Source organism: Candidatus Ozemobacteraceae bacterium, assembly GCA_035373905.1.
Taxonomy (GTDB): Bacteria; Muiribacteriota; Ozemobacteria; order Ozemobacterales; family Ozemobacteraceae; genus MWAR01.
This window is the reverse complement of record DAOSOK010000012.1, coordinates 82,128-97,818: the sequence shown is the minus strand read 5'-3', so window position 1 is coordinate 97,818 and position 15,691 is coordinate 82,128. Positions and strand designations below refer to the sequence as shown.

General features: G+C 60.8%; 9 protein-coding genes. 4 read left to right on the top strand and 5 right to left on the bottom strand.

Annotation, left to right across the window (positions count from 1 at the left end):
- Positions 1–39 precede the first annotated feature (39 nt).
- Genes PLU72_07845 through PLU72_07830 form a run of 4 tightly spaced genes read left to right on the top strand, consistent with a single transcriptional unit; the run spans position 40 to position 7,066 of the window.
- Positions 40–4,647, top strand: coding sequence for a tetratricopeptide repeat protein (locus tag PLU72_07845; GenBank protein ID HOT28088.1), 4,608 nt, complete (start codon positions 40–42; stop codon positions 4,645–4,647).
- 43 nt (positions 4,648–4,690) lie between these two features.
- The gene (rimO, locus tag PLU72_07840) at positions 4,691–5,998 is read left to right on the top strand and encodes a 30S ribosomal protein S12 methylthiotransferase RimO (protein HOT28087.1); all 1,308 of its coding nucleotides are present in this window, start codon (positions 4,691–4,693) and stop codon (positions 5,996–5,998) included.
- On the top strand, positions 5,995–6,603 hold the full coding sequence (gene pgsA, locus PLU72_07835; GenBank protein ID HOT28086.1) for a CDP-diacylglycerol--glycerol-3-phosphate 3-phosphatidyltransferase: 609 nt from the start codon (positions 5,995–5,997) through the stop codon (positions 6,601–6,603). The genes rimO and pgsA overlap by 4 nt, the downstream gene beginning before the upstream one ends.
- Positions 6,563–7,066 (top strand): phosphatidylglycerophosphatase A, encoded by a 504-nt coding sequence (locus tag PLU72_07830; protein HOT28085.1) that lies wholly within the window; start codon positions 6,563–6,565, stop codon positions 7,064–7,066. Before pgsA ends, PLU72_07830 begins: the two co-directional genes overlap by 41 nt.
- Before the next feature lie 351 nt (positions 7,067–7,417).
- On the opposite strand, the gene PLU72_07825 is transcribed toward PLU72_07830, so the two are convergent.
- The 5 genes from PLU72_07825 to PLU72_07805 form a co-directional block, all read right to left on the bottom strand.
- The gene (locus PLU72_07825) at positions 7,418–9,382 is read right to left on the bottom strand and encodes a C25 family cysteine peptidase (GenBank protein HOT28084.1); all 1,965 of its coding nucleotides are present in this window, start codon (positions 9,380–9,382) and stop codon (positions 7,418–7,420) included.
- A 178-nt stretch (positions 9,383–9,560) separates the two neighbouring features.
- Positions 9,561–11,282, bottom strand: coding sequence for a hypothetical protein (locus PLU72_07820; protein ID HOT28083.1), 1,722 nt, complete (start codon positions 11,280–11,282; stop codon positions 9,561–9,563).
- Positions 11,261–11,614 (bottom strand): phage holin family protein, encoded by a 354-nt coding sequence (locus PLU72_07815; GenBank protein ID HOT28082.1) that lies wholly within the window; start codon positions 11,612–11,614, stop codon positions 11,261–11,263. Before PLU72_07815 ends, PLU72_07820 begins: the two co-directional genes overlap by 22 nt.
- A complete protein-coding gene (locus PLU72_07810) occupies positions 11,611–12,858 on the bottom strand; it encodes an HRDC domain-containing protein (protein HOT28081.1) in 1,248 nt (415 codons plus the stop codon). The genes PLU72_07815 and PLU72_07810 overlap by 4 nt, the downstream gene beginning before the upstream one ends.
- 47 nt (positions 12,859–12,905) lie before the next feature.
- The gene (locus PLU72_07805; protein HOT28080.1) at positions 12,906–15,683 is read right to left on the bottom strand and encodes an adenylate/guanylate cyclase domain-containing protein; all 2,778 of its coding nucleotides are present in this window, start codon (positions 15,681–15,683) and stop codon (positions 12,906–12,908) included.
- Positions 15,684–15,691: the final 8 nt, after the last annotated feature.

Sequence of the window (15,691 nt, the reverse complement as noted above, 5' to 3'; positions counted from 1 at the left end):
ACACAGCATCAAGAATAGAACGACGAGGAGCGCAGACAGATGATCAGCCGCTGGGAAATCCTTCTCGAGAAGGGCCAGGCATACTTCGATCTGAAGCAGTATGAGAAGGCAGTCCAGACATTCGTTCAGGTATTGAAGGACAATCCTGACCATGTGCCGACGCTGAGAATGAAGGCGGAGTGCCACCAGGCGCTCGGGCAGAACGCCGATGCGATCCAGACCCTGGAGCTTCTCGTTGCGAAGGAACCCGGCGATCCGGCTGTGCTCCGCGCTCTCGGCCAGCTTCTGATGGCCGCCGGCAACGTCGACAAGGCTGTCGACCTGTTCGACCAGGCCCTGCGCAGTCATCCCGACGACGCCCGTCTGCAACTGGAGGTGGGGAAGCTCCATCTGAGCCGCGGGAACGTTGACAAGGCCGAGGAGCATTTTCGGTCGGCGGCCGAAGCCGACGCTTCGTGCGTCGAAGCGACGATCGAACTGGCCCGGCTGGCCATCGCCCGCGACAACGTGAACGGCGCCGTCGAGCTGTATCTGAAAGCCCTCGAATCATCCCCCGACAATGCCCAGCTGCACTTCGAACTCGGCGAGGCCTACAACCTGAACGGCCAGTACAACGACGCCCTGATGGAATACAAGAAAGCCGAGTATATCGACCCGAATAATCCCGACGTCCATTTCCGCATCGGAAAGGATCTCGAATCCAAGGGCAAGCTCGAAGAGGCCCTGGAAAAATACCAGGCCGTCAAAGAGCTCTCGAAGGACAACCTGGAAGTCTGTTACCGGTGCGGCAAGCTCTGGCAGCGACTCGACAAGCCCGACAAGGCGATCGCGGAGTTTCTCGAGATCGTCAGGATCAAACCCGACTGGCTCGAGATCCGGTATGAGCTCGCCCAGTTGTACGCGTCGAAAGGCGCATTTGACGAACAGATCAGGCAGTATGAGGCGATCGCCGAGATGGATTCCGGCTCAGTCGACGTCATGTTGAACCTGGCCGCCGGATACGAATCGGCAGGCCGGCTCGACAAGGCGCTCGATGCGTATCACAAGGCGTTCCATGCGGATCCCGAGAATCTCAGCGTAGCCGAGAAAATATACGAACTGGTCTTGTCAGGCGCCCCCTCCGATCCCGTGATGGACGCGCTCGAAGCGTTGTCCGTCCAGCGCCCCGATGACGCCAACCTGTTCCTCCTCCTGGCTCGCACCTATCGGGACCGGGACATGATGGACGAAGCAAACGCGTACTATACGCGCGTCCTGGAACTCGAACCGGACCGCGCGGAGATCAAGGGAGAACTGCGGGAAATCTACCGTTCGAAAGGCCTCGTGGCTGAAGAGATCGACGCGATTACCCATCTGCTCGAAGCCGAACCCGACAACCTCCAACTCTGGATCGACCTCGAGAACCTCCAGAGCCAGGCCGGCCGGAAGAAGGAACTGATTTCCACCCTCCGGTCTCTCATGCGGCTGAACCCGTCGGTCACCTGGTCGGTCAAACTCGGAAAAATCTACCAGGAGCTCGGCCAGAACGACGAGGCGATCACCTCCTTCAAACGCGCCCTGGAGCTCGATCCTCAGGATCCGTCGCCACATTACGCCCTCGTCGATCTGTACAAGGAAAAAGGGCTCAACGAGAAAGTCATCGAGTCGTATCAGGCGATCATCCGGGTCGATCCGAACAATCTTCAGGCCCATCTCGAGCTTGGAGCGCTTTACAAGCAACTCGGGAGAATCCAGGAACAGATCGCGTCCCTCAAGCGCGCCATCGATCTCGGCGCGCGCGAACCGATGCTCTTCCTCGAACTCGGCTCGCTTCTGCAGCAGAACAACCGGATGGAGGAAGCCGGCCAGGCCCTCCAGCAGGCGAAGGAACTCGCCCCCGACGACCGGCGGATCACCGACCGGCTCGTCCAGATCTACCTCGCAGCCGGCAACGACCAGGCGGCCATTCTCGAACTCGAGGGCCTGCGCCAGCGCGATCCGGAAGATATCGACATCTATATCAAACTCGCCAGGATCTACCTCGGGAGAAATCAGCACGCCGAAGCACTGGAGCTATTGAACCAGGCCCGCACGGTCGCGCCGCAAAACCTGGACGTCGCGGTCGAACTGGGGAAGCTGTACATCGCCGGAGAGCAGTTTGCCGAAACCATTCAACTGATGAAGGAGATCAGGAGCATCGCTCCGACCGACAGCCGTTTCACGGCGCTGATCTCCGAAGCTTACGCGAAGTCCGGCGAACAGGAGATGGCGATTCTCGAGTTGAAACAGCTGATCGCCCAAGATCCCTCGAACATCGACGCGAGAGTGCAGCTCGGGCGGGTATATTCGATCGCACGGATGTTCGACCAGGCAACCATGATGTTCAAGGAAGTCATCAGGGAAGCCCCGTCCGACCCGACCGGGCACATCGAGCTCGGCCGGATCTATGTGACGATGGGCAACGAATTCAACGATGATTCCATGGTCGATAACGGCATGAACGAGCTCCAGGAAGCCGTCAGAGTCAGTCCCGACTCGGCCGCGGCCCATTACGAGCTCGGCATGGCGCTCAATGCCAAGAAACGAATCGAAGAGGCGTTCGCGGAGTTCGAAACCGTCCTGCGCATCGACCCCCTGCACATCCAAGGCAAGGAGATGTTCGACCAGCTGTCGAAGGTCAAGCTTTCCAACCAGGCATCGGAAGGCCTGAACCAGGCTCGGGTTTTCAACGAGCGCGGCATGTTCAAGAACGCGATTCTCGAATACGAGAACGTCCTGCGCATGGCCCCGAACAACGAAGTCGCCTGGTATGAACTCGGCCTCGTCCACCTCGAATTGAACCAGACGGACAACGCCCTCGAATGCTTCGCTAAGGCGAAGGAGCTCAAACCGGAATATCTTGAAGTATATATCGCTCTGGCCAAGACCTACCTGAAGATCGAACAACCCGACAACGCATCGATGGAGCTCCAGGAGCTCCTCGGCATCGAGGCGAACCATTACGAAGGCCTCGTCATGCTCGGAAAGATCTTCCAGCAGAAAGGCTGGGCAGATGAAGCCATCGAGCGGTTCGAGGCCGCCGTTCAGATCGATCCGTACGGGCTCGATCCGGTTCTCCAGCTCGCCATTCTGAACAAGGAAAAGAACGATTTCGACGCGGCGAAGCGGTGGTTCCAGAAAGTCATCGACCTCGACGCCGGAAACGCGATCGCGACCGACTTTTTCGCCAATCTGAGCGCTTCGCAGCGCACCCAGGAAATCGACGACGCGATGAAGAAGGCGCAGGAGGCCGAGAAGAGCGGCGACATCGACGCCGCGATCATGCATTACGACAGCATCATCGATCTCGACACGCGCAATCTCGAAGCGCGCTACCACCTCGGCAGGCTGTACGAATCGAAGAACATGTTCGACGAAGCCACGTTCGAGTACGAGCAGGCCATTTCCTATGACCAGGAGGACCGGTTCAAGGACATCCCGGTCAGGCTTGGCGATCTGTACACCAGGAAGGGCAAGATCGTCGAGGCCGTCGAGGTGCTTCACAAGGCAAAGAGGAACTTCCCGACCAACCTGAATGTGCGCATTCAGCTGATCACACAGCTCAAGTTCAAGGTCATGAACAATTTTCACACCGCCGACGAGCTTTCCGAGCTGAACGCGAAAATCCGCGAAGCGGCCAACAAGAACCAGACTCCGCAGGACTGGCTCGAACTCGGTCTTTTCGTGTCGAAGGGTCTGGACACGACCATTTCCGAGGAGGACGCGATCTCGCAATCGATCGAGTGTTTCGAGAAAGTCATCCAACTCGACGCGAACAACTCCTTCGCCATGCTCGAACTGGCCAAAGTGTACTACCGGAAGAACCTCTTCGACCAGGTCGAGGCGACCTACAAGAAGATCCTCGAGCTCGACCCGGAGAACATCACCGTCCATCGGAGAATCGCAGACCTCTACTCACAGCAGCACCGGTTCCAGGAAGCCATTTCCGAGTATCGGCAGTTGATCGAGCTCGAGCCGGCAAACGGCGAATACCACATGAAGATCATCGATCTTCACAAGGAAACCCACGCGAAGGACGAGGGCCGCGCCAAGCAGTTCTTCCAGATCATCGCCGACCTGAAAGCCAAGGTCGAACAGAATCCGAAGGACTCGATGAACTGCTTTGCGCTGGGGTACGCCTACATCACGCTCAGCTCGGGTTTCACGCCGTCCGAGGAAGAGCAGCAGTGGGCGGTCTACTACTTCAAACAGGCGAACGCGGCCGACCCGAACAATCTCTGGCCGTACTGGGGCCTGAAGATCGTCTACAACAAGCAGTCGATCTCGGGAAAGCACATGTACGACGAGGCCATCGCAATCTGCAAGAAGGCCCTCAAGGTCGACGAGAACAACCCCCGCGCGCACTACGAGCTTGGCGAGGCCTACAACGAGAACTACGACCACAACATGAAGAACGAGGCGCTCAACGAATACCGCCGGGCGATCCAGCTGGCGCCGGATTTCGTGGATGCGCATTTCAGGCTCGCAAGCATCTATCGCGTCAAGAACATGTTCGACAAGGCCGTCGAGGAATACAACAAGGTTATCGAGCTCGATCCGACGAGCATCCTGTCGAAAGATGCGAAACGCTCGCTGGTTCATATCGAACGATCTCGCGGAGAAGGCTGAGCAAACCTTGATCTTTGGGGCGACCCCGTGTATCTTGTGAGCCATGAAGTTTCACCTGATCTCGCTGGGATGCCCGAAGAACACGGCTGATTCCGAAGTCGTCGCCGCCGATCTCGAACGGCGCGGACTCGTCTGGGTCTCGTCCGCCGACGAGGCGGATCTCGTCCTGATCAACACCTGCGGGTTCATCAAGGACGCCAAGGAAGAGTCGCTTCGCACGGTCATGCAGGTGCTCGCGCTCAAGGACGAGCGACCCGAGCTTCGCGTGGCCGTTTTCGGCTGCATGATCAAGCGGTACCGCGACGAGATCGCGAAGGAGATTCCCGAGATCGACCTGGTGTTCGAGTTCTTCTCCGGCTGCGAACTCGACGGGATGATCTCCCGGATCACCGAGACGCCGCGCCCGCCCCGCGCCGGCCGCAACACATGGGTTCCCTCCGCGCGCAGGTTCACCCCCCCGCACATCGGGTTTCTCAAGATCGCCGAAGGCTGCAGCAATCATTGCGCCTACTGCGCCATCCCCGGAATCCGCGGCCCGTTCCATTCGAGACCGTTCGCCGAGATCATCCGCGATGCCGAACGACTTGCGGCCACCGGCGCCAAGGAAGTCAACATCGTGGCGCAGGACACGACGCGCTTCGGAACGGATCACGGCGGAGCCTGTCGTTTGCCGGAGCTGGTCGAAAAACTGGGGGCCGTTCCCGGCATCGACTGGATTCGCCTGCACTACCTGCATCCGGCACGGGTCACCCCCGATCTGCTTGATGACCTGTATCGCCTCCCCAAGCTGGTACCCTACTTCGACATTCCATTCCAGCACGCTTCGGATCGCATGCTGACGCTGATGAACCGCGGCACCGACCGGCGTCACCTCGTGTCGCTGATCGGACACATCCGCCGCACCTGGCGGAAGGCGACGATCAGGACGACGTTCATCGTCGGGTTCCCGGGCGAAACCGATGAGGATTTCGCCCAGCTGATCGAGTTCATCCAGGAGCACCCCATCGACCGGGTCGGCGCTTTCCCCTACTCTCCCGAAGACGGCACGCCGGCCCTCAAGATCAGGCCGCGCGTCCTGAAACCGGAGAAAACCCGCCGGCTCGATGAACTGATGACGCTCCAGCAGGTGCTTTCGGCGGAGCGCAATCAGAAACTCGTCGGGTCGCTCCAGCACGTCATGGTCGATGTCGTCGAGAATGGTGCCGCGACCGCGCGTCTTCCCGGCGACGCATGGGAAGTCGACAATACGGTCACATTCGCGGCGAAGGCAAATATAACGCCTGGCGATATAATAAAAGTAAAAATTTTATCCGCCGACGCCTACGACTTCGCCGCCGAGGTCCACGGATGACCCTTGCCACGAAGCTCACGTTCATGCGGGTCGCGGCGATTCCGGTCTTTCTCGGGGCCTTCCTCTGGAGCGGGCCCGACACGCCGAACGGCGACTGGGGAAAGATCGTCGCCACCGTCACGTTCATCCTGGCCGCCATCACCGATTACTACGACGGCGCCGTCGCCCGCTGGTACAAGGAGGAGACGACGTTCGGCAAGTTCATGGACCCCATCGCCGACAAGCTGCTCGTTTCGACGGCGCTCATCGCGATGGTCGAATACCGCTCCATCACGTTCACTCCGGCCTGGGTGGCCATCGTCATCATCGCGCGCGAGTTCGCCGTCACGGGATTGAGGCTGATCTGCACGCCGAAGGGGATGGCCATCGAAGCCAGCAATCTCGGCAAATGGAAGACGACGGCCCAGCTCACGGCGATCATCACGGCGCTGGTGTTCATCAGCGCCCGCGTGATTCTCTATAGTTGGAACTACACGGAAGCGGCGGCGGTCTTCGCCGTCTATCACGGGCCGATCGTCCAGGTTCTCATGATGATCGCCGTCATCATGACCGTCTATTCAGGATATGATTACCTCAAACGAAACTGGCACCTTCTCGACGAGTGAAACGCCCGGCGGGCGTCTGCTCAGCCTCCTGTCGGCCGGAGGCGGGTTCGGCTATATCCCGGTCGCCTCGGGAACATGGGGCAGTCTCCCCGGCATCGCGATCTTTCTGCTGACGCGCGACCTCGCCGCATGGCTGCAGGTCGTCCTGTTTTTCTTCGGATGTCTCGCCGCGATCGGCTTGGCCGACCGTTCCGAGCGCATCTCCGGCATCCGCGATCCCAATTTCGTGGTGATCGACGAAGTCGTCGGGATGTGGGCCACCCTGCTGTTCCTCTGGCGGGCCGATCTCGCCGTGCTCGTCGCCGGCTTCCTGCTGTTCCGGGCGTTCGACGTCCTGAAATTCTACCCCCTGAACATTTTCGAAAGTTTCAGGGGCGGCGTGGGCATCGTCCTCGACGACGTCGCCGCGGGCATGCTGGCGAACATCGTGATGCGGATCGTGCTGCTGTCGGGCATCCTGTAACGCCGACGATCGTCCCTGGCCGATCGATTGAGGGGCATCGCGATGCGCCCTTTCGCTCAGGAGTTACACGACGATCACTCGCATGATCGATGCCGTTCGTGCTGGGCCTGCCGAAGCACGAATGCTCTCCTCATTCGACTGGCTCAGGGCGGTCGGGAGCATCATGTCGATGCGGATACAATATATATTATTCGTGATATTTGCCGCCTATCACATGAGGCGCGCAAAACCCTGCGTCGCGGGGCGGATCGCAATCAGCCGCTTCCAGACGATACGACATGGATTATATCCGCAAAAATAAAGCCGGGCCCGGGGAAGTTCCCCGGGCCCAGTTATCGGGACTGGATCAGATCAGAACTGGACCTTCTGGTCGACGACCGGAACCAGGTCGGCGCCGATGACGGTCACGTAACCGCCGTCGTTGCGGACGAGAGGCATCGACAGGTTGGCGATGCCCTGCTCGTTCGTGGTTCCGACCCGGGCGTTCTCGATGCGCTCGGTGTAGAAGGTGACGCGGGCATTGCTGACCGGCTTGCCTTCGGCATCGACGACCTTGGCGGTCAGGTTGACGCGGTCTTCTGCCTTGGCGGCTTCAACCGAGACGTTGACGGCCGTGGGAGCCTTGAAGCGGGCCAGCATCGTTCCGTCGCCGAACAAGTGCCACTGCTCGAACATCATGACGCCGCTTTTCTTCGGATCGGTTCCGTAGATCTCGAGCCCCTTCATGATGCCGTTGAAGGCGAGACCGCCGACGGTCTTGTAGAGTTCGTTCACGGTGTAGTTGTTGTTGATTTCCTTCTGCACGTCGCAGGGAGGAACCCATTCCATGTTGGTGCTGGCGGCGAAGATCGCGACGGCGCCCTTCGGGTCCTCGATGCTGCCGGCTTTCATGAAGGCCTCGGCGAAGCATTCCATGTTGACGAAGTTGCCGTTCACGCAGGCGACGTCCCAGATGATGGGCGTCTTCCAGCCGTTCTTCAGCTGAGAGCAGTCGGAGACGCCGAAACCGGTGGTGACCCAGGTGGTGTTGCTGCCGTGGCCGATGTAGTTGATCAGGCTGCGTCCCTCGGCCATGCCGGAGAACACCATGGCCTTCGTGGCCTTCGGGGCGTAGACTTCGTCAACCGAGGAGAACTGGCCCTTGAGCAGCGCATCGCGGATCCAGCCGGCGCGGACGAAATCGGTCGGATTGCCTTCGTTGCTGGCGATGCCCATTCCCTTGCCGTACCAGGCTGCTTCGGCGCCGGTGGAGGGGAACTGCTCATAGTTCACGAACTTGGCGACCTGGTAGGCAACGGCTTCCGGGGTGGTCGCAGAGAGGCGGCTGATGATGCAGTCCGGCACGTGATCGTCGCCGGCGAGCTTGGTGTAGCACGGATCGGAGTCCGCGTTTTCCCTCACGCCCTTGAGGGTGGGAACCTGGGCGGCATCGCCGACCAGCATGATGTGGGTCAGGCCGCCCTTGTTGTAGTCAGCCTGAATATAGTTCTTGATATCGACGGCGGTATTGCCGACGCTGCTCATCTTCACGAGAGCGACATCGAGACCGCACTTCTTCTTCCAGGCGACGAACGGGCCCATCGCGTCGGCGAAGGCGTCGGCGGTGATGATCAGCAGGCGGCCGTTTTCCTCGAGGCGGGGCAGCCGGGTGGCGGCCTTGTCGAAGTTCGCGAACACGCTGCGATAGATCGGCTCGTAGTAACTGCTGATGCGCTGGGCGGAGCGGAGCGCGTTGGTGGAGGCGGCGCCGCCGACGATCGAGATATTCATGCGGCGATGCACGCGGAGTTTGTTCTGAACCGGATTGTATTGTACCGGGTTCACGAGCAGGCGAACGCCGCGGATATCGCGCATGATGAAGGGCTCGCTGAGAGCGACGAGTTCGTTATCGGCGGGATACCAGCGATCCTGGCCGTAGACATCGCCGTATTCGAACGGAACGGTGTTCGGATCGACATTGCGGGTGATGTTGCCCTTGCTGGGCACGACGCGCGCATCGAGGTCGATGATCTCGGACTGGACGGGCTTCACGCGAAAAACCGGGTTTTTGAAAGGATCGACCATGACCATCGCCGTCAGCCTGGGAAGCTGGGGGCAGGCCTTGTCGAGAGAGATCGAGCCGTTCGGAATCGTGATCGAAAGGGCTTTCTGGCCCGCCGCCTCACAGGCGTCGATCGCAACCTCGGGAACATCGACCTCGACTTCGGTGTTGAAGCCCTTGACGGCCTTGATGTTGATGCCGGGAGCCGCGAACGCACCGCCGGCCGACGCAAAACAGAGCGCCGCTGCCAGGAAAGAACCAAAGAAACGCTTCACGAGATTCCTCCTTGATAAAATATGATCTGAAAACGATGACCAGATTCTTTGAGTATACCCATAATTTCAGGGTACGGCAAATTCACCGTTTTTCTTCTCGGAACAAGTATCGGCGTTCCCGTCCTCAAACGGAAGGGAATAGCCCGAGAACGCAACAGCGATGATTTCTCTGCAGATATCACTTTCTGCCGCCGGCAGGGGGTACCGCGACCGGCAAACCCGGTTCGGGAAGGGGCGGCAAGGAGCTTGTTCGCTCAGAAGTCCAGGGCATGGAGAAAAGAACCATTTCCTCCCCTCCCCCGGTGACGTTTCGCTCGATGGTGAACCGCATGAGCGGTTTGAAAAAGCCTAGGCGGGCGACGACCTCGGGATACCAGTAGGGGAAAATCAGGAGATATTCGGGCTTCACGTCTTCGAGAAAGGCATCGATCCGGCCGGCTCGGTTCGAGGGAATGGCCTGCGGAGTAATCAGTCCCTCAAGATCGATCAGGCGGCGGCCGGAAAAATAGCCCATCGCGCCGACGTCGTTGATCGCGACCGCCCCACCCTTCGGCAGGCGTTCTCCAAACCAGCGCGCGATACGCACCTGCAGGTTGGTGATATTCGAGGTTTCGCGGGCATACGCATCAGCGAGATCGATCTGCCTGTCCGCCGCCGCGAGCAGACCCACGAGCGCGACCGCCCGGATCAGGCGCGGCCTGTCGAGGAGGCGCCGGGCGGCGGAAGCGAACACCGTCGCGGCAGGAACCGCAAGCCATACCGTGTGCGCCAGATACCGTCCATGAAAGGCGGAATACGATTCGGGTGCGGCGATCAACGCGACGAGCACGGCCTGCACGGGGAGGCTCGCCCAGGCAAACCAGGCCGTCTCGACGCTTCCACGCTCGAGGCGCTCCTTTCTCGATATGAACCAGAACGACGGCGCCAGGAGGCAAGCGACGAGCGCGACGACGTTTTCGCCGAGCAGGAAGGCCAGCGATTCGCCCAGCGCCTTCGCGCATCCCGCAAAGGTCGCGGCTGGAATCCCGGACCAGTCGCCGGTTCTTGCCATCGCCGGAAGCGCACCGGCGGTCATCTTCGCCTCGAGGGTCGACGGCCACGGTTTCCCGCTGATATATATCATTGATAATATATATAAGGTCACTATCGGAAGAACCCATCCGGCGAGTCGAACCATACCTGAAAGCCGTCCCTGCTCCTCATGCCGGCTCATGAGGAGGACGGCCGCGGCAAGAAAGACGGCATTTTCAGGCCTGGCGATGGTCGCAAGCGCCCAGAGGACGGCGGCAATCCGGCGGGCGCGGCCGGAATTCGCCCCGTTCGCGGCTTCGGCCTGATATGCGGCCGCCCAGGCGCACAGCGCACAGGTAAGCGGCACTTCCATTCCCGAGAGGGCAGCCCATGAAAGCGGATACGCGGCGAGCGTCAGCAACAGCCCGGCGAGCGTTTCCCGAGGAGAAAGCCCCGCCGCGCGCAGGAACCGCCTCGTGCCGGCGATGGCGGCCAGTCCGAGAAAAACGCCGCTCGCCTTGACGCAGGCGATCACCCCGGCCAGGCCGAATCGCGCGGGCAGCAGGTGCAGAGCGGCCAGCCAGAGCGACCAGAGAACGCTCGTCGAGGCCCCGCACGGCTCCCCGGGGTTGACGCCGAAGCCGGCGCCCTGGGCGAGGTTCCGGCCGAAGGTCATGTGTATCCAGGCGTCGTCGAGGGGGAAGCCCCACGGCCGTCCGTTCGCATTCAGGTCGGCGACAAACAGCCAGGCGCAGATGCTCAGAAAAACGATCTCGGGCACCCATGCCGCAAGGAGCGAAGAACGAGCACCCACCCAACCGGGGGCCGGCGTTCCGCTTACCGCCTTCTGCGGGTGGTCCGCAGCGCTCAGGCCGGGATCAGGATCCACAGGAAATACGTCCAGATCGTCACCACGAGGCCGCCCCGGAATGCGCTGGAAAAGCTGTCAACTTCGACGCCCCCGACGATGTCCGAGGCGAAATCAAGCGCGAACGTGTTTACCAGCAGGGAGAGCGCGCCCAGCGACAGCGCCTGGAACACCCGCCAGAGGCCGAGCGTGAAAAACCCGAGAACCAGGTTCACGAAGGTCCCGATCAGGGCCATTGCGATCACGAGCCTCAGCGCCGAGCCGTAGTCCCGGATCTTGATCCCCGGAACCAGCCTGGGCAGCGCCAGAACGGCGACGCTTCCCAGAAACAGGCTGACGGCGGTGGAAATCACTCGCCGCCACCGGAAGCCGGGGCCGGCTTTCTGCGCCTGCGCCGCCTCCGGCCGACGGGCCCCGCCGGCGGCTCGCGATTCAATATCGGAAGATATTCATCAAACAGAAGCTCGACCTGCCAGTTTCTGAATCCGGGGATTTTTTTCATCCCGGCAATCTCGGTCGGTCGCTCTTTTGCCAGCACCCCAAGGACTTCGGGATCGGTCAGCAAAGCCGGCGGCATCCCGAGTCGGGCCGCGACGGCGTTGCGCCGGTCGCGCAGGGCTCTGACGAGATCGCCTTCCCAGGAGGTGAAAAAGTTCTGTTCGTGGCGCGGGCGAGACGGCGGCAACAGGCCCTCGGTGGGGGCTTCCAGGCCGCGCTTGACCGCTTCCTGCACATCGCGGCCGTAGCGGGCGATGAAGTCGCGGCCGATCTGCTTGATGACCGAAAGCCCCGCGAGACTGCGCGGCGCCTGGCGCGCGATATCGAGCAGCGCCTGATTTCCGATCACCATGAAGGGGGCGCGGTCGATCTTTTCGGCGATCCGCTCGCGCAGCGTCCAGACTTCCTTCAGGATCGCTATCTGTCTGATCGGCATGCGGGCGGACCCCTTGATCAGATACGCGTATGGATTATCGTGCATCGGCAGGCGCGGAGAGTTGACGAACCGCTCGGTGAGAACCTCGAACTCCTCCCGGGCCCAATCGAGCCGGCCAAGCCGTTCGAGCTCGGCATACATAGCGTCGCGGATCGGAACAAGGCAGATCGCGTCGAGCAACCCGTATTTGATCATACCCGGCGTCAGCGGCCGGCGCGACCAGTCGCACCGCTGCAGTTTCTTGTCGAGGGGAAAACCGAGATAGCGTTCGGCCAGAGCGCTCAGACCGAGCTCGTTCGAGCCGATCATCTCGGCCGCGATGCGCGTGTCGAAAATCTTCCGAACATGCACGTTGAGCTCGCGGGCGAGAATCGCGGCGTCGTAATCGCCGCCGTGGAACAGCCATTCGCAGTCCCGCTCCTTCGCGAACCGGGCCAGGGGGGAAAAATCGGCGAACGCCTGCGGATCGATCAGCGCGGCGCGCGTGCGCGTGGAAACCTGGACGAGGTTCACGATCGCACGGTATTTGTAAAACCCGGCCGACTCGGTATCGACGGCAACCACGTCGGTATCGGCGACGCTGTCGAGAAATCGGGAAAGCGTGTCGGTGTCTTCGATGATCAGAGCCTCACTGAGAAGAGGCTCGACGTTGTATGATTCCATGCACAGTATTTACCACATCCGGCACGAATTGGCGAGAAGCGCGGCGATTATTTGTGCGTCAGGTGATAACTGCCGTCCCAGTTTTCCGGCGGCGGGTTGATCTTGTATTCCTGGCAGCGGCCGATGTAGGTCTTGCTCGGACCGTCATCGGGCCACCGGGCAAGCACCTCTTCGAATTTGGCGATCGCCTCGTCCCATTTCCGGTCGAGATGCAGCTTGATACCGGTATCGTACAGTTCCGCGAGTTCGCTCCAGCCCGGGGGTTCCTTGCCCTTCTCGCAAACGAGTTCATGCACCTTGACGGGCTCCTTCTTCCCTTTCACGGCCAGAAAGTCGAGGAACCGCGCCGTCACGCGCTCTTTCGCCTGCTGGTAGGTCGCGTCGGAGATCATCATCATCGTGCCGTATTCCTTGTTCGCGCCCTCAAGGCGGGAAGCGAGGTTGACGCCGTCGCCCATGCAGGTGAAGTTCATCTGGGCCTTGATCGAGCCCATGTAGCCGACGACCACGTGCGCCGTGTTCATACCGGCCCGGGCCGCGACCTTCGGGAGCCCGCGCTTGGCCCACCCCTTCTGGAGTTCGGTGATCGTCGCCTGCATTTCGAGCGCGCACAGGCAGGCTCTCACCGCGTGATCGGGCTGGCTTTTCGGGAAGTTCCAGAACGCCATGACCGCATCGCCGATGAACTTGTCGAGCGTTCCGCCGTATTTGAACAGGATGTCCGTCATGGTTCCGAGATACTCGTTGAGCAACACGACCAGTTCTTCAGGCGTCAGAGCTTCGGAAATCGAGGTGAACCCGGCGACGTCGGAGAAGAACACCGTCATCTCGACCTTCTGCCCGCCAGGCCTGACCAGGTCGGGGTGTTCGAGCATATATTGCACGACATCTTTCGAAACGAACCGGGAGAACATCGCCTTCGTCGTGTTCGCCTTCGCCCGCTGGCGGAAATAGTTCGTCAGAACCGTGGCCGCCCAGGTGATCGGGAAGCTGACCAGACACGGCGAAATGACCATCAGCCGGCCCCACGCGTGGTAGGAATGGTAGGCCAGCCAGCTCACGCCGCCCGTTCCCATGAGCAGCAGGACGACCCCGGCTCCCGGACCGGAGCGGTCCAGCAGGAAGCCCAACGTCAGGGTTCCCAGGATGAGAAGCCCGAACGTGACGTGCATATCCGGAGCGCGCAGAAAATTCCTGTCGACGATATTCTGGACGGCATTCGCGTGGATCTCGATGCCGAACAACTGCTCTTTCAACTTGTTGAAGGGCGTCTTCACGCTCAGCGGCGTCGAGTAGAAGTCGAAATCCGTCGCCTCGAACGGCCCCGCCATGCAGATCCGGTTTCCGAAATCGCGCCGGATGAGCGTGTTCATGTGCGCCTTCGCCGGGTCGAGTTTCTCCGCGTTTTTCGGGTCTGTCGCGGCAGAAGCGCATTCCATCAGGTGATCGGCATCGAAACACTCGTAAAACGAGACAGCCGGGAACACCGGGGGATGGTTGCCGATCCTCTGGACCGATCCCACATATTTGATCGTGAACAGGCCCCTGTTATCGCAGGGGATGTCGATATCCCTGAGGCGGAAGCCACCCTGATACGCGCCTTTCTGCCAGAGCGGGGTTATCCGCTCGAGCTCGCGTTTCATGGAGGCAACATACGAGTCGGAAGCGGTGGAATCGAGGCCGGCGCGCCTGTCGAGAGCGCTGGCGGAGGTTCGGAGGCAGAACGACGGCTCCAGACGGTTGTTCCCAGGGGGTTCGATGAACAGGGGCAACCGGTTCACGTTCCCCTTGCCGGTGACGCCGACATTGATGAACGCGAGATCCGCAAGACCGGTGACAAATTCCTTTTCCGGCATGACCAGGGATATCCGCTTCGCCGTATTGTAGATAACCCGTCCGGCATCGGGGCCGTCCGCGACGACGGTCTTTTCGCTCACGACCGATTCGTTGACCTGGGCGGCGAGAACGATCGGCACGCTGGCCGATGCGATCGCCCGTATCAATTCCCTGTCATGTTCGGCATCTTCGAGTTTCTTTCCCTGGAGCACGAAGTCCCAGGCGACGACGGAGGCCGGCGTCACCCATCTGCCGGGCGGCAGGCCCGGCCGGTTGAACAGCGCCGTGATCGAGAACGCCGTCTCGCTGTCGGGCGCAGCTCGTATATCGATCGTTACATATCCCTGGAAGAGGCCGAGGAAAAACGCCTCCCACTTTTCGAGCACCGCATCGTCGATCTTTTCGACGTCTTTGGGCGGATACGCGTCGGGCAGTTCGAACACCTTCAGGACGCTGGTTCCCTTCGGAGTCCAGAGACGTTCGGAAAAGCCGAAAAACGAGGTAATCGACGGCCGTTCGGGGGCTTTTCCGCCGGTCTCCTTCGCCCGGTTCGCGAGGATCGCGCGATCCCACTCGTTGAGCGAACTGACGACCGGGCAGCTTTTCATCTCGAAACGGCCGAACTTCAGCTCGATTCCGCCGTAATAGGCCGGTCGCCCCCCCGAAGAATATTTGACGAAATGCGGCTGCGTCAAGGTCCGCAGGATCGAGGCGAAATCCCCGCGGTCCGGGTTCCGCTCGAGCAGTTCGGACGTATGCTCATCCTTCTTGATGATGAGGATATCGCCCCTCGTCACTTCCGGCTCGTACCCGACCTGGAAATAGAGTGCGTGGAGATACTCCTCGACTCCCTCCAGCGACTTGCTGCCGAACAGCAGGACGGCGAGGAAAATGGCGCACAGAGCGAAGATGAGCCCGGCGTTCCGGTCGGCGAACCCGCCCCAGAACCAGCTTCGTTCGCCGCCGAGCGAACCGTTCGACTCAGCCATGCGTCAGA